Annotated in this window: 19 protein-coding genes; 15 read left to right on the top strand and 4 right to left on the bottom strand. The window is 33.9% G+C overall.

Going from position 1 to position 20510, the window contains the following annotated elements; translation table 11 throughout:
• The first annotated feature begins 262 nt into the window (after positions 1-262).
• The 7 genes from WKT11_RS04895 to WKT11_RS04865 all read left to right on the top strand — a co-directional run bounded on the left by WKT11_RS04895 (position 263) and on the right by WKT11_RS04865 (position 9746).
• Complete coding sequence (locus WKT11_RS04895) at positions 263-2134, top strand: HAD family hydrolase (protein WP_340282930.1); 1872 nt, start codon at positions 263-265, stop codon at positions 2132-2134.
• A gap of 30 nt (positions 2135-2164) precedes the next feature.
• A complete protein-coding gene (locus WKT11_RS04890) occupies positions 2165-3223 on the top strand; it encodes a glycosyltransferase family 4 protein (RefSeq protein WP_340282928.1) in 1059 nt (352 codons plus the stop codon).
• A gap of 85 nt (positions 3224-3308) precedes the next feature.
• On the top strand, positions 3309-4517 hold the full coding sequence (locus WKT11_RS04885; protein ID WP_119254019.1) for a hypothetical protein: 1209 nt from the start codon (positions 3309-3311) through the stop codon (positions 4515-4517).
• A gap of 323 nt (positions 4518-4840) precedes the next feature.
• Positions 4841-5818, top strand: coding sequence for a glycosyltransferase family 2 protein (locus tag WKT11_RS04880; RefSeq protein WP_119254018.1), 978 nt, complete (start codon positions 4841-4843; stop codon positions 5816-5818).
• A 158-nt stretch (positions 5819-5976) separates the two neighbouring features.
• Complete coding sequence (locus WKT11_RS04875) at positions 5977-7446, top strand: flippase (protein ID WP_119245501.1); 1470 nt, start codon at positions 5977-5979, stop codon at positions 7444-7446.
• Between the two features lie 41 nt (positions 7447-7487).
• Positions 7488-8600, top strand: a complete 1113-nt coding sequence (glf, locus tag WKT11_RS04870) for a UDP-galactopyranose mutase (protein WP_119245502.1) — start codon at positions 7488-7490, stop codon at positions 8598-8600.
• A 24-nt stretch (positions 8601-8624) separates the two neighbouring features.
• Positions 8625-9746, top strand: coding sequence for an acyltransferase (locus WKT11_RS04865; RefSeq protein WP_340282921.1), 1122 nt, complete (start codon positions 8625-8627; stop codon positions 9744-9746).
• A 288-nt stretch (positions 9747-10034) separates the two neighbouring features.
• On the opposite strand, the gene WKT11_RS04860 is transcribed toward WKT11_RS04865, so the two are convergent.
• Complete coding sequence (locus tag WKT11_RS04860; RefSeq protein WP_340282918.1) at positions 10035-10220, bottom strand: hypothetical protein; 186 nt, start codon at positions 10218-10220, stop codon at positions 10035-10037.
• A 122-nt stretch (positions 10221-10342) separates the two neighbouring features.
• On the opposite strand from WKT11_RS04860, the gene WKT11_RS04855 reads away from it, so the two are divergent.
• The 8 genes from WKT11_RS04855 to WKT11_RS04820 all read left to right on the top strand — a co-directional run bounded on the left by WKT11_RS04855 (position 10343) and on the right by WKT11_RS04820 (position 17391).
• Complete coding sequence (locus WKT11_RS04855) at positions 10343-10597, top strand: tyrosine-type recombinase/integrase (RefSeq protein WP_278278650.1); 255 nt, start codon at positions 10343-10345, stop codon at positions 10595-10597.
• A gap of 144 nt (positions 10598-10741) precedes the next feature.
• A complete protein-coding gene (locus WKT11_RS04850) occupies positions 10742-11008 on the top strand; it encodes a hypothetical protein (protein WP_445291929.1) in 267 nt (88 codons plus the stop codon).
• 514 nt (positions 11009-11522) lie between these two features.
• On the top strand, positions 11523-12077 hold the full coding sequence (locus WKT11_RS04845) for a VanZ family protein (protein ID WP_340282916.1): 555 nt from the start codon (positions 11523-11525) through the stop codon (positions 12075-12077).
• Between the two features lie 119 nt (positions 12078-12196).
• Positions 12197-12496, top strand: coding sequence for a helix-turn-helix domain-containing protein (locus WKT11_RS04840; RefSeq protein ID WP_117844166.1), 300 nt, complete (start codon positions 12197-12199; stop codon positions 12494-12496).
• 244 nt (positions 12497-12740) lie between these two features.
• The gene (locus WKT11_RS04835; protein ID WP_340282914.1) at positions 12741-14123 is read left to right on the top strand and encodes an AAA family ATPase; all 1383 of its coding nucleotides are present in this window, start codon (positions 12741-12743) and stop codon (positions 14121-14123) included.
• Positions 14124-14126: 3 nt separating this feature from the next.
• Complete coding sequence (locus WKT11_RS04830; RefSeq protein WP_118591786.1) at positions 14127-15080, top strand: RloB family protein; 954 nt, start codon at positions 14127-14129, stop codon at positions 15078-15080.
• Positions 15081-15435: 355 nt separating this feature from the next.
• Positions 15436-17130 carry an IS1634 family transposase gene (locus WKT11_RS04825; protein WP_340282910.1) on the top strand — a complete coding sequence of 565 codons (1695 nt, stop codon included), beginning with the start codon at positions 15436-15438 and terminating at the stop codon, positions 17128-17130.
• Between the two features lie 15 nt (positions 17131-17145).
• On the top strand, positions 17146-17391 hold the full coding sequence (locus WKT11_RS04820; protein ID WP_008704376.1) for a hypothetical protein: 246 nt from the start codon (positions 17146-17148) through the stop codon (positions 17389-17391).
• Between the two features lie 236 nt (positions 17392-17627).
• On the opposite strand, the gene WKT11_RS04815 is transcribed toward WKT11_RS04820, so the two are convergent.
• From WKT11_RS04815 to WKT11_RS04805, 3 genes are all read right to left on the bottom strand, one after another.
• Positions 17628-17795 carry an AlbA family DNA-binding domain-containing protein gene (locus WKT11_RS04815; RefSeq protein ID WP_340282906.1) on the bottom strand — a complete coding sequence of 56 codons (168 nt, stop codon included), beginning with the start codon at positions 17793-17795 and terminating at the stop codon, positions 17628-17630.
• 168 nt (positions 17796-17963) lie between these two features.
• The gene (locus tag WKT11_RS04810) at positions 17964-19787 is read right to left on the bottom strand and encodes a hypothetical protein (RefSeq protein ID WP_117844162.1); all 1824 of its coding nucleotides are present in this window, start codon (positions 19785-19787) and stop codon (positions 17964-17966) included.
• Between the two features lie 96 nt (positions 19788-19883).
• Positions 19884-20018: a hypothetical protein gene (locus WKT11_RS04805; protein WP_278277934.1), complete on the bottom strand. Its 135-nt coding sequence runs from the start codon at positions 20016-20018 to the stop codon at positions 19884-19886.
• Between the last annotated feature and the right edge of the window lie 492 nt (positions 20019-20510).

Here is a 20510-nt window from a genome sequence, read left to right as displayed (position 1 = left end):
GAAAAGGTTCTGGATATACTTAATAATCTGGAATATATACTTGATAAGTAAATGACAAGAGAGATATTCAGTAGAAACGAATGTAAGATTAAAATATATGTTGTTGATGAAAAGTGCTATGTTTAAATTGAATATTACAGTGCGACAAGGTTGGTAGTTCAGACAGGTAGATCAAAGAGCACTAGAATAATTGTTTGAAGCTTCCTGTTTGGAATATAGTTTTAAGTAGTATGTTTAAATGTTTATTACGGATAAGGATAAAATGAATACTTTTAATTATGAATTGGCTGAAATGTTATCAAAAAATAAAAAAATTATATCTTTTGATATTTATGATACTCTTGTAAAAAGAAATGTTCCAAATCCTAGAGATGTTTTTGAGTTGGTTGAATATAAATATAAAAAGATGCATGGTATAGATTTGAAGTTTAAAGACATACGAATTAATGCAGAAAGAGAAGTTAGAAAAGAAAATATTGGTTATGAGATTACATTTGATGCAATATATGAACATATTAATTTGCCAAATAGGAATGATTTAAAGTCTATTGAGATTGCAATAGAAGAAGAAATATGTGAACCTAATTATCCTGTTATCAAATTTTTTAATCAATGTATTTCTAATGGAAAACGGGTTATTATTATAACAGATATGTATTTTCCTGAATTGATAATTAGGAAGATATTAAAAAAATGCAATATATCAAAATTTGAAAAATTGTATATATCGTCAGAAGTTGGGGTAGAGAAAAGGACAGGAAAATTATTTGAATATGTTTTGAAAGATTTAGATATTAAGCCTAATCAAATGATTCATTTTGGTGATAGGAGAAAGACAGATAATATTATTCCTAGGTTGAAAGGCATAAGTAGTTTTTATATATCCCCGAATATTCAAAATACTGAACAGATTATATGCAAGGATAATATTCCCCAATCGATGACACATAGGTTTATTAGTAATAATCTATATAAATATAATAATAATAGTGACTTGTTTAAATGGGGATATGAGGCTTTTGGACCATTGTTATTAGGGTTTTGTATGTGGGTCCATAAAAAGGTGGTAGAAAATAATATTGAAAGAGTATTTTTTTTGGCTCGCGATATGAATTTAGTAGAGCAGATTTATAGAAAAATATATGGTGAAGAGAATATTTATTATCTGGAAGTATCTAGGAGAAGCTTACGCTCGGCCTATATTGTTGCATCTGGAAATTTCAATAGCATATTTGATACTATGACACGAAAAAAATATTTATTGATAGAGTTACTGAACACATTGTCTATTGAGTGGAAAGAGATATGTGAATTTGCAATTATAGAGAAATATTCGATAAATGCACATACACAAATTGATCCGTGTAGCTTGCCAGTATGGTTTAATGAGTTGGGTAATATGGCTTTGGATATCTTGAAAAACAAAACAAGTTTGACTTTGCAATATTTGCAACAATATTCTCTTTTTGACGATAAAAGAGATGCATTAGTTGATATTGGATGGCATGGGACAACGCAAAATGCGCTAGAAAAAATTTGCCGAAAAAGTTTTATGGGATTTTATTTTGGTAATACAAAAAGAAAAAATTTTAATAAAATGAATATGTCTGGATATTGGTTTGATTATGATAAAGAAGAGGATGCTTTACCATACTTAGCAATTGTTAATATACTAGAAGCAATGTTATTCCCCCAAATAGGCACGACAATAGGATATAGACAAGAAGAAACTTATATAAGTCCAATATATAATAAATGTGAAATGAAGGATTTTTCCAAGATTAATCAGTTTCAACAAGGTGCGATGACGTTTATTAAAGATTATTTATCTAGCCCTCTTAGAGAAGTATATATAGAGCCTAATGATGCAGTAGCTGCTTATAAAAGATTGGCATATAAACCAACGCTAAAACAGGCAAAATTGCTTGCTGATTTACCATATGAAGAAGAAAAAAATTATTGTATGGCAAAAGTGCAAAAAAAGGGAGAATATATAAAAAATCCCGTTCAATTTTTTAAAGATTATGGAAATGCAAAATGGAAAGAAGGGTTTATTAAGCAGATTTGTCCTTTGATTCATAATCCTTATAGGATAGACTTAGCGATAAAAAAAAGAAGACATAAAAAGATTTAATTTAGAGTATGTTTAAGAAATGAGGACAATATGAATATAAGTTTTGTATTAGGAAATAACAGTAATCAATTAAGTGGAGGATATAAGGTAATATTTCAATATGCAAATTATCTTCAGAATCATGGGAATAGTGTCACAATCATTTTTTTGGCAGATAGAACTTTAACTGTTCTACCTAATTATATCCCTGTATCTGTAAAGAAAGCATATGCTAAAATCAAAAATTTATTTATACCGACATGGTTTCCCTTAAATAAAGATATAAAAAAAGAAGTTGTTTTTTTTAAGGAAGAAATACCTGATGCAGATATTATTATTGCAACTGCTGTTAGGACTGCAAAACCCGTTGCTGATTTGAAATTTTATCATGGAAAAAAGTTTTATTTTATTCAAGGATTTGAAAATTGGAATCAACCAGATGCCTATGTTTACAATACATATAAATTGGGACTAAGAAATATTGTGATTTCACAGTGGCTTAAGGATAAAGTTGATTTATATAGTAAAGAGAAATCTCGATTGATTCCCAATGGAATAGATTTAGATATTTTTAAAATGGATACTCCTATTAGTGAAAGATATAGTCATAGTATTGTATTTCATTATAGAGAGCAGGAATGCAAGGGATGTGAATATGCGATTAAGGCTATTGAAATTTTAGAAAAAAAGTATTCTGATCTTCGTGTAACTGCGATTGGAATTAAAAAGAAAAAACCTAACAATATACCTGCTTCATGTACGTATGTACATAATTTATCTAGTGAGAAAATATCAGAATTAAATAATCAGGCAGTAGTTTTTTTATCGTCTAGTATTGAAGAAGGTTTTGGGCTTCCTGGCTTAGAAGCTATGGCGTGCGGATGTGCTTTAGTTTCCAGTAGATTTAAGGGAGTATTAGAGTATGCTGAAGATGAAAAAAATGCTCTTTTAGTTCCAGTAAAAAATGGAGAGGCATTGGCTGATGCTGTAGTCAAGATATTTGAAAATGAAAATGTAAGAGAAAATTTGATTAAAAATGGCCTGCTGACGGTGAAAAATAGAGCAATCGAAATTTGTGCGGAAAAATTTATGGTTGAATTATCGAAATAGATAATTGTATTTTTTATAAAAGAATAATGTAGTTAAGTTTCAGAAGTATGATTGATATGTAGAAACATGAAAGATGTATTGAAATATGAAATTAAAAACTCAAATTGATAACATAAAAATTAGTGTAATGTTTAGTGTTGCCATTTTATTTATTTTATCGTGGGCGCCATATATGGAGAACCACCCACTTGCTACAAGTGGACAGCGTAGAGTGTTGAACTATTTAGTATTATTCTGCGGAGTAGGGATTATTTTGGTATGTCCTAAAAGAAGAAAATTTAGTTATTTTGAGATTACAGCAGCTATTGCTATATTGGTTTATCGTGCGATAAATATATTTTATGCATATGACTATAAAGGTATAGGGATAACAAGTATTTTTATTGGACTGTTATTTTGTTATGTATCAAATGATATTAGGACATATATATTTAAGTATTTTAAATATATTATGGTAATTGTATCATTTATAGGTATTATATGTTATATTTCATATTTTATACCAATTGGAATACCATATGATGTGATTTCAGGAAGTGGTAGGGCATATAAAATTATTGATTTTAAAGTTTGTTATTGTGCATATGATTATAATGCCATGCTCAGATTTTGCGGGCTTTTTGAAGAACCTGGATGGTTTGGAACTTGGGCAGCTTTTTATTTGTGTGCAGATGGATTAAATTTAAAAAAGAAAGAAAATATTATTATACTAGTAGCAGGTATTCTCACATTTTCGCTTGCCTTTATCATGCTACTTGTTATTTACTATTTTCTTATTAATTTATCTAATTGGAAGAGATGGCTTTGGTTAGTTGTTATAATTATAGTATATTTGTTTGTACTTCCTAATATTCAAACGGGAAACAGTTCGATAGACCATGTATTGCATCGTATGGTTATTACTAGTGAAGGATTGGAGGGGGATAACAGATACGGTCAGCTTTTTGAAAGCCTATATGAAAGTACAATTCATAGTAGTAAAATATATTTTGGATATGGTGCAGGGTATGCAGAAATTTATGGAACTGGAAATGGTCAAGGATTGGCATCAATCAAATCATATATAGTTAATTTTGGTATATTTGGAACTATAGTAATTTTTTTTCCGATACTAATTGTATTTATAAAAGAAGCAGTACGATTAAAGAATAGAAGGATGCTTTTTTATATTTTAATAACAATTGCCAGTCTATATCAAAGGCCGTATCTTTTTTGGACACCATACTTTATTATATTTATATGTGGGGTGTCATATACTTGGAGCATTGAGAAAGATAGGTGTGATAGTCGCTGAAGAATATTTACTATAACAATCAGATTTAATAACGTATCCTTTTTAGTGTAAAGGGTGTGATAAAGTCAATATACGGTCATTATGCTGCATAATACAATATGAAAATTGATTATTGAAGATTGGAATAAGATATATTATACAAAAATCAGTACAGGTTATTATTTAGAAAAAGAATGCAAGAAATGGAATTGTTTCCATTAGTGAAATTATGTGCAGTAATTTATTGGATTGTTATAGTTATAGGTAACTTATTAACTGTTCGACAAAGCTATTAAATCAAGAGCTTTGTTGAATATACACTAAAAAGAATAGAGAGAAAAGGAATGCATAGCTATATTTTAACAGTATCAATTGCTGCATATAACGTTGAGGAGTATATTAGAGAGACATTAGATTCTTTTACCAACATAATAGGAACTGGTTTAGTTGAAATTTTAATAATTGATGATGGATCCACAGATAATACCGCTAAGATAGCTAAAGAATATGTAAATAAAGATTCTAATACTTTTAAAGTTATATCTAAAAAGAATGGTGGATGGGGATCGACAGTTAATTGTGGGATAAATAATTCTCATGGAAAATATTTTAAACAACTTGATGGGGATGATTTGTTTAATAAAAAAAATTTGAAAGAATTTATTACGTTTTTGGAAAATTCGGAAGCTGATCTGATAATATCTCCATTTCATTCATTTAGCGATGATACTGGAGAGACTATTTCTAGAATAAGTTATCCACAAATTCAAAATATGCAAAAGAAACTATCTATGGAGGATGTTGCAAAATTTTATCCCTATATGGAAATGCATTCATCATGCTTTAAGACATCTTTGATCAAAGATATTAGACTTCAAGAGCATTGTTTTTATACAGATGTTGAATTAATGGTAAAAGCTGTTTCTAAAGTAAAAAGTGTAAGCTACTTTGAAAAAGATATATATTGTTATCGCTTGGGTAGAGTTGGGCAGAGTGTGAGTTCAGAAGGTCTTATAAAGCATTATAAAGAACATGAAAAAATATGTTTGATTTTATCTGAGTTTTGTGCGCAATATAGTGGGTCGGAGAAGATTAAAGAATTATTAATTCAAAGAACAAATTATATGATAGAGAATCAATATAAAATTTATTTTTTAATTGGAAAACAACAAAATAATAAAAAAGAAATTCGTGAATTTGATAGTACTATAAAAAATAGATTTAAATTTTTATATGATAAGTGTAGATCTAAAAAGATGAAGATAATGAGAAAAACAGGATTTATTGGTTATAAATTGTGTTGTAGAATGACAAAAAATTAATTTAAAACATATTGTGAGTCATTTAGAGTCTATCTAATGAAGAGTGGAGCATGGGGATCCTATAAAGGTGGAGTAAAGAAGATAAAATAATTGGAAAAATACAGTAAAAAATTATAAAGTTTCTATTAGAGAAGGATATATAGTATGTTGAAATATACATGAGGAGAACGGATGTGAAAAAGACTTCTATCAAGATAAATTTCATAATGAATGCATTACTTACAATGTCATCATTTATTTTTCCCTTAATTACATTTCCATATGTTTCTCGAATTTTATCACCAGAAGGCACCGGTAAGGTGTCTTTTGCTAATTCGGTAATTGCATATTTTGCATTGTTTGCGCAGTTGGGAATTCCGACTTATGGGATTCGTGCCTGTGCGAAGGTGAGGGATAACAAAGAGGAACTGTCTAGGACAGTGCAGGAAATATTTATTATTAATATGGTTATGACAGTGATAACTTATATTGCATTTGGAATAACCTTAGTATATGTGCCACGGTTACAGACAGAACGACCGCTGTTTCTGATTATGAGCACTACTTTGTTGTTTAATGCAGTGGGGCTGGATTGGCTGTATCGTGGTTTGGAAAAGTATACATATATTACAGTTAGATCGCTTTTATTTAAATTTATCGCTCTTCTTGCGATGTTTGCATTAATTCATCAGAAGAGTGACTATGTCATTTATGGTGGCATTTCCATTTTTGCGTCATCAGCTTCTAATATTTGCAATTTAGTGAATGTCCATCAATATATCCAGATCAGGCCAGTAGGAAAGTATCAGTTCTGGCGGCATTTGAAACCGGTTATGATTTTTTTTGCAATGTCATGTGCTACAACGATTTACACTAATCTGGATACAGTCATGCTGGGCTTTATTAAGACAGATATTGATGTAGGATATTATAATGCTGCAGTAAAGATCAAAAGTGTATTGTTAGGAATTGTTACTTCCTTAGGAACAGTGCTGTTACCTAGAGCTTCTTATTATATTGAGCATCATGAAATGGAAGAATTTCGACGGATTACGAAAAAGGCAATCAATTTTGTTTTCCTGATTGCAGTGCCGCTTACATGTTATTTTATCTTATATGCGAAGGAAGGAATATTATTTCTTTCGGGGAATGAGTATATGCCAGCAGTTCTTCCTATGCAGATTATTATGCCGACAATCATATTCATAGGTCTGACGAACATTATGGGAATTCAGATGTTGGTTCCAATGGGACTTGAGAAAGTAGTCCTGTACTCGGAGATTGCAGGAGCTATTGTTGACCTAATTTTAAATACATTATTAATTCCGCGTCTGGTATCAGTCGGTGCGGCTATTGGTACGCTTGTTGCAGAATGTGTGGTGTGGATCGTGCAGTTTGCGGCATTGAGAAAAGAGGTTACACCGGCTTACAAGAATGTGCGTTATGGGAAAGTTTTATTGGCAACAGTAATTGGCGTGGCAAGTTCTGGATGGGTTAAGACACTAGAAATGGGGAATTTTGCTACGTTGCTGATGTCTGCGGTTCTTTTCTTTGGCGGATATGCGATTGTTCTGACTGTATTGAAAGAACCGCTTGTGTGGGAAATCGAAAATCAGGTATTTACCAAACTTAAAGGTATGATAAAGTAGAATTATTTAAGATATGTGTATGACGAAGGGGGAATAATAAAATGTATGATTATCTGGTAGTAGGTGCAGGATTGTATGGAGCAGTTTTTGCTCATGAGGCGAAGGCAGCAGGAAAGTCTGTTCTGGTGATCGATAAGCGACCGAATATTGCAGGAAATGTTTTTACAGAGAAGGTAGAGGGAATTAATGTCCACAAATACGGTGCGCATATTTTCCATACAAACAATGCAAAAGTGTGGAATTATATTAATCGCTTTGCGACATTTAACCGTTTTACCAATTCACCGGTGGCGAATTATAAGGGTGAGCTTTATTCCATGCCTTTTAATATGTATACATTTAATAAAATGTGGGGTGTGGTGACACCGGAGGAAGCAGCTGCGAAGATTGAAGAACAGAAGAAGGAAATCACAGGGGAACCAAAGAATCTGGAAGAGCAGGCAATCTCACTGGTTGGCCGTGATATTTATGAGAAGCTGGTAAAAGGATATACAGAGAAGCAGTGGGGACGTGAATGTAAGGAGTTGCCGGCTTTTATCATAAAAAGGCTTCCTGTACGTTTGACCTTCGATAATAATTATTTTAATGCGCTTTATCAGGGGATTCCGGTGGGTGGTTACACAAAGATGGTGGAGAACCTGCTGGAAGGAATCGAGGTCAGATTAAATGAAGATTATCTGGCGAAAAAGCGGGAATATGACCAGCTTGCCGAAAAAGTGGTTTATACTGGAGCAATTGATGCTTATTTTGATTATTGCCTTGGAAATCTAGAATATCGTTCTGTTCGTTTTGAGAATGAAGTTTTGGACATTCCAAACTTTCAGGGAAACGCAGCAGTGAATTACACTGATCGTGAAACACCATGGACGAGGATTATTGAGCATAAATGGTTTGAGTTTGGTAAGGATGAAGAGGGAAATGATCTGCCAAAGACGGTTATTAGCAAAGAGTACTCTAGTGAGTGGAAACCGGGGGACGAGCCATATTATCCAGTCAATGATGTAAAGAATAGTGCTTTGTATAAGAAGTACAAGGAATTAGCAGATAAGGAAGAAAATGTCATTTTTGGTGGAAGACTCGGAGAATACAAGTACTATGATATGGATGTAGTAATTGCTTCTGTGTTGGAATGTGCAGAAGAAGAATTTGAATAATTGGTATTGACAAAGGAGAACGGGATGAACAATAATATCTTAGCAAGCAAGCAAGCAAGCAAGCAAGCAAGCAAGCAAGCAAGCAAGCAAGCAAGCAAGCAAGCAAGCAAGCAAGCAAGCAAGCAAGCAAGCAAGCAAGCAAGCAAGCAAGCAAGCAGAAATTATAACCTTGATTTAATAAAAATCTTAGCATGTATAGCAGTTGTTGGACTTCATACGTTACACAAGGATATATCGATTGTCAATCAATCTTTATACTATATTTGTGGATTTGCCGTACCAGCTTTTTTCATGTCTACGGGTTATGTGTTATTAAATAGAGATGGGGTACATAATAATTATAGTTGGAATAAAATCAAGAAAATTCTCCATGTTGTTTTCCTTTGGTCACTGCTGATTTCGATATCTTATCTGTTTTGGCGAGTTATTAAGAATGAATTAAACTTACAAGTTTTAATAGTACTTCCCAAAACATTTTTTGGAGGGTTAATTCAGCGAGGATATCTATGGCATTTTTGGTATATGGGAGCTTTGATTATTATATACGCAATATATCCGTTGTTAATGAGATATAGAAAACGTTTGACTTTGATTTGGATAATTTCTGCGTTTGTTGGAGTGTTAATACAAATAACATCATATATTGTTGGCATCCCTGTTCAAAGATATATTATTCAGACATTTAGACTGTGGTCTTGGATACAGTATTTTGTGCTCGGCGGATTAATTGGAAGTCATAATAACAAAGAGAAAGTTTCAATTTGGAAACGAGCCGTTGTATGTATTTTAATGAACCTATCAATTGTCGTGTATCAAAATGTAATGGGAAAAACTTTTCTACATAATTCATATGCTGAATATTTCTATGACAGTGCTTTAACTATTATATGGTTGATTTCGATATTCTATTTTATACTGGGTTTGACTTTGGATACGAATGTTAAGAGTCTAATTCAAAATATTGCTCCAATTACAATGGGGGTATATCTTACTCATCCGTTGGTGATGAGGGTGGTTCAGCATTTCGTATTTGTAGATTCTTTAGGTATGTCATTTGTTTATTTCTTTGCTGTACTGATAATATCGTCCATTTGTGTATTTGCTATGAGAAAAATACCATTCGTAAAACGTCTGGTTGAATTATGAATCTTGGAGGAATGTCGGGGTCAGACCGCAATGTGGTCAATTTAGTGTCAACTTAAGGAAAATCGCCAGATTGCAAATTACGCTCAAACGGAATGCCAGTTCCACTACTGCGGAACGGCTATTCCATTTTTAACGGTACGAAGTACTGCTAGATGATATCATTCTGTTTCACGCATATTTATACCGTTCATTTCCAGACGATATGTATGATGTTTATCTGTGATTCGTGTAAGGTGATTATTCCGGTGCTCAAAGTCCGGACAGGTGGCTCAGAGAGCACCGGGATAATCAAAAAGAACATGGTACAAAACGACTGTTTTTCAGTACCATTTTCCCGGAAGATCTGCAGATTTTCTGTGCCTGGCAGGAAAAAGCACCATTGAACCAGACCGGAAGTGACCGTATGAAATACATTCCACTGTTGCTATATTCGTTACGCTGGCCTGTTATGCCGATATCGGCATAATATTCCATATGCCGATATTTTAGAAATGCCGACTTTTGACTTTCTGAAATATTAGATTTATAGGACCTTATAAATATATCGGCATTTCTTACTATAGAGATGTAACCAGTTATCACTGTAGCTAGTCCATCTGCATTCACATCTTTTCAGAAGAACGAGGGCAATGCACCTGTATCAGGCAGGAGTGCCACTTCCTACTATATCTGAATGGCTTGGTCATTCGAACATAGAAATGACTCGTTTCTATGCAAAGGTTACTGAAGCAATGAAGAAGGAAGCACCACATAAGCTTAGCGATAGTGATAGTTCCGTCTTTAAGGATGATGTGGTGTTCAAGTATGCCAATGACGAAGATACTATCAAACGGCTTTGTGGATTGAAATAAATGCCGATAGTTTATTACCGTGCCTGACATCGGGTCAGGCATGGAATCTTATAGAAAATTTATCGGCATTTCTAAAATATCGGCATATGGAATATTGAAACAAGCTACTATGAACAGAAAACGTTCTGGTCTTTTTGTAACTATATGGTGCGAAGCTGCAAAGAGATTGAAATGCTGGTCAATCTGATTAACATCAGTTACTGTGCCATGAAGATTCTGCCCTATCAGAACGAACATTTTTCTGAGTACCGTACAAAAAGCGTACAGGAGTTTCGTTTTGAATTAAGTCAGGGCATTCGCAGTCAGATATTTTTTGCCACTTTCGTGAAAAATATCGAAACACATATAAAATCAAATGCCATGACAAAGGCCTTCAAACAGCTGATTCATCAACAAGTCTATTATTTATAAAGTTGTAAACTGGTGTTAAATATATAAATGCCATATAATTTCAAACTTTTTTGAGAATATGGCATGATTGTGATTTTATTAATGTGTATTTACGACCCTACTATTTAACCTGTATTTTCACAGGTAATTCAGTATGTATGTAGGCAGATGACTTTAGTTGTAAATTAACTGGAAGTTTACAATTAATATACGAGAATTACAAGATGATTTATAGTGTATCATTCCTATTCTGAACTTTTCATAAAAGTTACACTAAATGGATAAAAAGCTTGAAAACAAGCCATTTTCCCCAAATTGGTTTTAGTGTAACAGTTACACTAAAATCATCCATGAAACTCTAGTATTTATGCGGTGTAGCGGATTTAGTGTAACTTTTTTGCAGAGTTCACACCTATTTTAATATGAAAGATATAATTAATAGTATTAAAAAAATATTACATATTATCAGTCAGTAGCAATTTAATGCATCGCTGATTTTTTTACAATATTTGTAGATATAATTTTTGAGGATACGATGGATTTATATCAGATTTTTACAGAACACAATCGACCATGGAGTGGTTTTGAAATTACGTGTTATTTTAGCATATTGGTAGTGTTGCTTTTGGCCTATATTTATCTATATAAACGTGGTAAAGTTAATAAAGTTCAAATTGTAGCGGGACTTGTATTATTTACATATGCTTGTGTTGTTTTAGAATCAACAGTATTTACGAGAAAAAGTCAAGGCTATCATACATATGAATTGGAAGTGTTTTGGTCATGGAAAAGTGTAATTAAATATCATAGTAAGGCAATGATTAAGGAAAATCTTTTGAATATTGCATTGCTTTTCCCATTTGGTTTAGTGCTTCCATTTGCTTTTTATAAAAGATTGAGCTGGTGGAAAGGATTAGTTATAGGTATTCTGTTATCAACGGTTATAGAAACTTTACAATTTGTGTTATGTCGGGGACTTTTTGAGTTTGATGATATGATACACAATGGATTTGGATGTATGCTGGGGTGTTTGCTTGCAGGATTTCTTTTTCACACACATTTGGGGTCAGACCCCATGAAATACCGATAAAGAAGATAAAACAGAACTAAAAGATCTGTAAAAGAAACATAAAATATCTTGCAAAAACTTATCACGAGTGATAAAATCTCGTAAATAAGATATCAGAGATGGGATAGAGGGATAAGCAAATGCAGGAGAACATGAAAGAATACCTGACAGAAAAGGAATCCAGGGAAAAGAGACTGGAAGTATATATAGAGAAGATCCAGGAAAAGGTGTTGAGCAGATCTTCGGAAACAATCCGGCAGTTAGTGGAGGAGCGACACCGCCAGAAAATGACGCAGCAAGAAATAGCGGATATTACAGGGATAAAACCGTCAAATATAGCCCGGTTTGAGAGTGGCGAAAGGGTACCAACGCTGGTTGTATTGGAGAAATATGCAAATGCACTTGGAAAACATATTGAAATAAAAATCTGTGATGACTGACAGATTTTTATTTTAGGATAATCATAAATGATAGTATTATTGAGAATAAAAAACGAAATGAAAGGAGAAATATCGCAAGTATCGCAAGAAAAGTAAGTGCTTAATTTTTAGTTTGCTTTTAAGATCGAAATTGAATCATAATACGAAAAAATCACATAAAATCATAATTTAACAAGATAATAAATATAATAATCTTGACATATACGAAAAAAACGTATAACCTAAATGTACAGGAGGTGTCAAGATGCTGATACGGTTTAGTGTAAAAAATTTTTTGTCATTTGCATCAAGAGAAGATAACATGTCTGAAGAATTTTCTATGATTGCAGGACGTGTTCGGGGGAAAAAGGAACACCTGTATGATGATGGAAAGATCAAACTGCTGAAATTTGCGGCAGTTTATGGTGCGAATGCTGCCGGAAAATCCAATCTGGTAAAGGCAATGGATTTTATGAAACAGGTAGTGGTCAGTGGTCTGCCGGATGGACATACAGAAAAATACTGCAAAGTAAATCCGGAAAATGCTATGAAGCCAAGCTATTTTGAAGTAGAGATTCTGTTAGATGGTAAATATTATTCTTATGGTTTTGAAATTATCCTGAGCAAAAGCAGGTTTATTTCAGAGTGGCTGGTGGAACTTCATGCTGATAATTCAGAGAAAATACTTTTTACAAGAGACATTGCAAACGGAACGTATGAACTGTGTGGTATGCTTGCACGTAAAGGGTTAAAGGAAAAACTGGATGTCTATGCAGATGATATTCGTGGAGATGGCAGTGTCCTGTTTTTGGCAGTCATGAATCAAAATAAAAAAAATCTGTACGAGAGTCATAAAACGGCTGCGATTCTGAAAAATGTTTTTTTGTGGATAAAAGATTCACTGGATATCAATTATCCGAATCAGCCGATCTCTGATTACTCTTATCTTGCCCAGGCAGATAAAGTCAGTGAGGTTTGCCGGATTATATCTGCATTTGGAACCGGGATTACGGATTTCGCTTTAGTGGATGTTCCAGTTGAGAAAGTGCTACATGGATTGTCGAAGAACCTGCAGGACAAAATTCTGTCAAATATCGAGCAGAAACAGGTTGAAGTAAGAAACCATCCGCAGATCAAGGGAATCAATATGATATTAAGGACGCTTGCGGATCTGTTTATTATTATGATAGATGGCAGCGATACTGTGAAATGCCAGACGATCGAGTTCAGTCATGGAAGAAAAAATGTGTTATTTAATCTGGAAGAAGAATCGGATGGAACAGTGCGTATTCTCGATCTGTTGGAGATATTATTGTCCGGCGAGGGAAAAACTTATGTCATAGATGAACTGGATCGGTGTCTGCATCCAAGTCTCAGTTATAAGTTTGTGGAGACATTTTTAAACCTTGCGGCTGAGAAGAATATCCAGCTTATCGTTACAACCCATGAGTCGAGATTGATGGATTTCGATCTTCTCCGCAGGGATGAGATATGGTTCGTGGATAAAAAGGAAAACGGAGAGTCGGATATCTATTCATTGGAAGAATATAATGCCAGATTTGACCAGAAGATTGACAAGGCATATCTGGAGGGAAGGTATGGGGGTATTCCTATTTTCAGCACCATTTTTCCAGTTGAGAGGGCATAGCGTATGAGAGAAAAAAAGACATTTGCCCAAAGAACCAGAACAAGGAATACAGACGAAGTGCGGAAAAAGTATTTTCTTGTATATGAAGGAAAAGAAACAGAGGAGATTTATTTTGAAGGTGTAAACCAGAATCGTTCCATGATCGGAATCAATCCGTTGATCGAACTGGTTCCTGTAGTAAGGAGCTACAGTGAAGAAGGATGGAGTAATCCAAAGAAGATTGTGGACCGTATGCTTTTGAATCTGAAAGAAAGCAGACTTGGCACTGTTTCGTATGAAACTCTTTTAAACTGGTTCATGGATTATCTGTATGAAGAAAAGATACTGGTAAACAGCAAAGCAAAAGCCAAAAGTCTTTGGCAGACGTTGGAATGGATATGCAGCGAAAAACTGCAGATCACTCTTACAGAGCCTGTTACAGATCTGGAAGAAACATGCAGGATGCTTGCTGAATATTTTCAGGATAAAGAAGGATATGAACAGATTGTTGATGATGTGCCACGCATTATCCGAAACCGGGCGATTACTTATGCGGAAGGATTTGATAAAATATGCTTTGTCGTAGATCGTGACAGAGAGAGCTTTGTTGCACATGAGGAAAACAATCAGTATAAATATGTTCTGGAAAAATGCAGGGAAAATGGTTTTGGATTATATCTGACAAATCCATGTTTTGAATTTTGGCTGTTGCTCCACTTTGATGACGTGGAACAACTGGATGAAATACAGCTTTTCCATAATCCGAAAATAACTGCGAAACGCCGCTATACGGAACAGGAACTGCGAAAAAGAATGACTGGGTATACAAAGTCTTCTTATGATGTTGACTGGTTTATGAATCGGATTGATATAGCAATCAAAAATGAAAAGAACTATTGCGAAGATATTGAAGAATTAGAACATTCAGTGGGAAGCCGGGTTGGATTGTTAATTGAAGAATTAAGGGATATAAAATAAGATGATAGAGGGAGCTTGCAGTGCCTCGGCATTGTAATCTCCCTCATCTTTTTAAGACTGATTTTTCTGTTGTCCGCCAACGTTCCAGCTCATATGAGCCCCACAAGGGGTAGACCCCATGGAATACCCTGCTCACGAAGCAGTCATGAATAGTATGTAGAGCAACTTGGAGTTGTTTAGAGAAGTTCAGAACAACCCGTTGTTTAGTGTGAACTTCCAGTAATTTTTCCACCTAAAGAAAAAAGAACGAAATAAAATCATAAAAAATCCCGGTTTTCTGCGGTTTTTCATTGCAGATAGCCGGGAAATATAGTACAATTAATTTAGGCGGATAACCGCCTAAAAGGAGGGCACTATGTATCTGGATTTTTTGGTGAAAGTACCAACCGTAAAAGGCAAGATCACATGGAGAAAAAAGTCAAATGTTGTATATATAGAGTATGAGTATGACCGGGTTTATGATCCATCCCGGAAGTATACTTTTCCCAAAAGAGTAACGATCGGAAAACTGTCAGATACGGATCCGGAACTCATGAAACCGAATCAAAATTTCCTGAAATATTTCCCCGATGCAGAACTTCCGGAAAGCAAAAACAGGACTTCCAGAAGCAGCTGTCTCAGGGTAGGAGCATACTTTGTACTGCGTAAGCTCATAGAAGAATGCAGTTTAAAAGATATCCTTGGAAAGTATTTTGGATCACGTGATATGGGTCTGTTTTTAGATCTGGCTGTTTATTCGATCATAGCAGAAAACAATGCAGCGCAGTACTATCCGGATTATACATACAACCATCCACTTTTTACGGAAAAGATGAAACAATACAGCGATTCAACCGTATCAGATTTCCTGAATTCAGTAACAGATGACCAGAGTACAGGCTTTCTGAATACATGGAATGAGTCACGGAATTACCGTGAAAAGATTTATATTTCTTATGATTCAACGAATAAAAACTGTCAGGCTGGAGATATAAAAATGGTTGAATTTGGACATCCGAAAGTAGATATGGGAGAGCCGGTATTTAATTATGCAGTTGCGTATGATACTCATAATCAGGAACCATTATTTTATGAAAAATATCCAGGAAGTCTGAACGATATCTCTCAGCTTCAGTTCATGCTGGATAAAGCATCCGGATATGGTTATAAGAAGATCGGATTCATTCTGGACAGGGGATATTTCAGCTGTGAGAACATACAATATATGGATAAATGTGGGTATAGTTTTGTTATCATGGTGAAAGGGATGTCTGCCCTTGTGAATGAACTGATCCTGGAAAATAAAGGGACATTCGAAAATAAGCGGGTGAACAATATCTATGAATATGGAGTTTACGGAAAGACAATACGGCACAAACTGTATGCAAGTGATAAAAAAGAGCGTTATTTTCATCTGTATCATAGCATTTCAAAAGAAAGCGCAGAACGGATAGAGATTGAAAACCGGATTAACCAGATGACGCAGTATCTGAAAAAGTACCAGAATAAAGTAAAGGAATTCGGCCCTGGATTTGAGAAGTATTTTAACCTTCATTATGATGAAAAGAGCCAGGCTTTTATACTACCGGAAGAACGGTGCAGTGTGGTAGAAAGAGATCTGGATCTGGCTGGATATTTTTGTATCGTTACATCGGAAAAGATGAGTGCGAAGGAAGCAATCGAACTGTATAAGAGCAGGGATGTATCGGAGAAACTATTCCGTGGAGACAAATCATATCTTGGGAATAAGAGCATCCGGGTGTATTCAGAAGAATCAGCAAGAGCGAAGATATTTGTTGAATTTGTAGCCATGATAGTGCGCTGCAAGATGTATATAAAACTAAAAGAAGAGATGAAAAAACTGGATAAGAAACCGAACTATATGACGGTACCGGCGGCAATAAAAGAGCTGGAAAAAATAGAAATGGTACGTCAGTTAGACAATATATACCGTCTGGATCATGCAGTAACAGCGAACCAGAAAGTAATATTGAAAGCCTTTGGACTGGACGCGAACAGTATAAAATATTTTGCATCAGAGCTGAGTAAGGAACTGAAAAAAGCAGAATAAGGAAGGAAAATAAAGATGGCAAGAACAAGAAAAACAAGTAAGGAAGCATTGGAAGAAAAGATTGAAAAAGCAGAGGCTGATGTGATCGCAGCGAAGAAAAAGTATGACCAGGCAACAGCAAATCTGAAAGAACTGTTAGACAAGCGGGATGCCATAAGAAAAGAAGAGATCCTGTCAGCGGTTGTAAAAAGTGGGCGGTCATATGAGGAGATCATGAACTTTTTGAATGCAGGATCAGATGGAGAAAAGACGGAAAAATAGAATTATTATGAGTCGCAGATATAGCGACACTCGATTTAGGTGGAAAAAAACTGGAAGTTCACAGAATGTCTGCAATGCCCTTTTAAATAGCTGGCAGGTACCATGACTGCCAGCCGGGCTTGCAATTACCTACAAAATGCAGCTGCAACTACCTACAAAAAGTTTTTGCAATTTTATGCAAAAAGGTCTTGCAAAAAACACCAAAGACACAAGATTTTTTACAGCCTCAAATTTTCTTAAAAGGGAAAATCGTGTGTTTTATCATCTACGCCTACAATCAGCTTTCCGCCCTGGGTATTGGCAAAAGCTACGATTGTTTTCATGTACTTTTCACTTTTATCTGGTAAAGTAACTTTGTATTCAATATTTTTTGATTCTCCAGAAAGCAATGTGTCTCTTGCCATTTTTCATACCCCATTTGCATTATTTCTCGCACCGCTGGTGCGATATTTTATTTTGCTACTTGTATTGTACCCTATTATGAATATTAATCAAACATTTTTAGTGACCATTTTCCCCTTCAAAATCCACCGGCTGTATACAATCCTACCACATTTACAACCGATTTTATCTTACATTTCTCTTCTATGTTTAGGCATTTTTTTAATAGCCTCTACGATTTCTTCAACAGAGTTCTTACCTTTTAAAATTCCATTTAATAGTTTTTCCAACATATCATCATACACATTACTATTCATTGGATTAAAATGTGCACATATAATAAAATTATATGGTGTAAGATAGCGAGTTCTTAATTTCGCCTTTCCATTTAAATCAACAACTTTACCATCAATCACAGCAGCACCATCATCATATTCCGCCCTTGTTATTTTTTTATTCTCATATTCCGCATACTCTTCATAATAATATCCATATCTATCTGTCCATTCTTCTACAAGGGCATCGTCTTTTGTATATAAACCTGTTTCTTCTTCTGGATAAGTTTCTACATAGACAAATTTCTTATAATATTCTGCTGCCGCATATACAACAATCCTTTTTACTTTTATCTCATCACCATCCATTAAAAATTTATCATCTGTCACTCTTTCAAATCTGCTAATATCACAATTTTCACTACCTCTAATCCACCATATAGGTCCTCCTAGTTTTTTCCCATTAAGTGGTTTTTTCAAGAGAATCTGTAACCTATCAACGCATTCTTTAGCATTTGTAAATTCTTTTATTCCTCGTACCCCTGGAAAAGCCTTTCCAAATCTGTAATCAAAAAATGGAGTGGAAGAATCAAACAAATCTATATCATTACTTTCTTCCTCTTTGTCCTGAGAATCTTCTCCAAGATTTTTCTTAATAAGTTTTAAATCATACTCCTGATTAATTCTATCGCAATCCTTAATATTTGCAGCAATTATTTGTTGTACTAAAATAAATTCCTCATCCCCAAAATTCTTATTTCTTTTTATTTCCTTTTCACTTATACACATAAAACTATCGAAAAAATTACTTGCCACTTTAAATTGTTCCACTTTCTTTGGCTGAAACTCACCCTTCATTAATTTTTCCATCTGTTCTTCGCTTGCATCATACACAACACCAGCAAGTTTTTTTATTCTATCTGCTTCTCGTAAAAATCTATACAAACCAACCAATTGTCTTGTTCCTGCTCCGCCAACATGTGAATTTAAAACAAAATACTTGGGATATAATTCATAGCATAATTCATCTCTTTTTCTTATAATACATGCGTGTCTTCTTCCTTCTACATCTCCAATAACAACAATAAATTTATTGATGGCTTTCAAATCTTCTCTTCTCAATATATCCATTGGGTTATCATATAAAAATTTAATATTTGATGCAAATGGAAATTCACCCCTGCCATGTACCATCCACTCTTCATTTATGCCAAATATATCAACAAATTTCTTCTTAAATTCATCATCTGGCTCTTTTCCTTGATTTAAATAAACTTTTAATTCATCTACATTTTTTAACCCAATAAGAGAACTTACATATTCAACTGTATATTCTTTTTCAAAAAAACCTCTTGCATCATTTAAAAGCGAAAGTAGTACATTAAACCTTTCAGAAAACCATGAATCAACATTTTCTTTCAAATTATTGTCATTGTTAGGATAAATAAAATTATTTGTAATATTATTTCCATTTCCAGCCACATTACCATTTCCTTTTACAGAAATCGCATTACTATTATCATTCTGAATAATTTGATTTTTCTTACCTGTAATATTGTTTCCACCTAAAACATTGTTATTATCGTGCATTTTAGATTTTACTGTATATGTATCTGAATTCTCACCAGACTTTTTTCCTATTATGCATTTTCTAATAAAACCTAATGCCACTACACCAATTCCACTAAAAATCCATTCTTTTCCTTCCCAAATTGCATTAAAAATTTTATCTATATCCATTTACATCATTCCTCTCCTGAATTTTTATAAGGATTATTATACAATAATCCTTTACTTTTGGCCTTAGTTTTTATAATTCTTGCGTTTCGCACAAACTTACACCTTATAATTCTGTGGTGTTAGAATATTGTTTTCGGTTGCGATTGTATTTAAGTCTTTTTCTCCTTTGAGCAGTTCAATCACTAATTCTGATTTGAATTTGGCAGAGAAATTTCTTCTTGTTCGAGACATAATAACGCTCCTTCTTTCTGTAGTGTTTACAGTATATCAGATTCATTAAGAAATGTCTCTTAAAGTGCCTTAAATTACGATACCATTATATGGTCAGGGTGGAAGACAATATATGCACTTATCGTTATGGTGAGATTTTGCATGCCTCTGCGGTGTTGTTGGAACTATTCATGTCAAGTTTTCTGGGTCTTACCATATGAAGTACAACTAAAAAGGATAAAGCAGAGCTAAAAGAACTATAAAAGAATTATAAAATCGGAAATAGAGTGGAAAGAGAGGAGAAAAAAGCCAGAGAAAATTATCTGAAAATTATAGTGCGAGTTTATTGACAAAAGAGATAATACACATTGGAGTCAGACCTCATGACAGACTAATAAAAAGAATGAAACAGTTCTATAAGTTGTATAAAAGAAATATAAATTTCCTTGCCGAGATATGACATAGATGATAGATTTCCGTGGTCTGACCCTATGAAGTACAACTAAAAAGGAT

It is taken from the genome of Blautia sp. HCN-1074 (assembly GCF_037890165.1).
Classification (GTDB): domain Bacteria; phylum Bacillota; class Clostridia; order Lachnospirales; family Lachnospiraceae; genus Blautia_A.
Note: the sequence above shows the minus strand (reverse complement) of the source record. Positions and strands in the feature narration are given on the sequence as shown.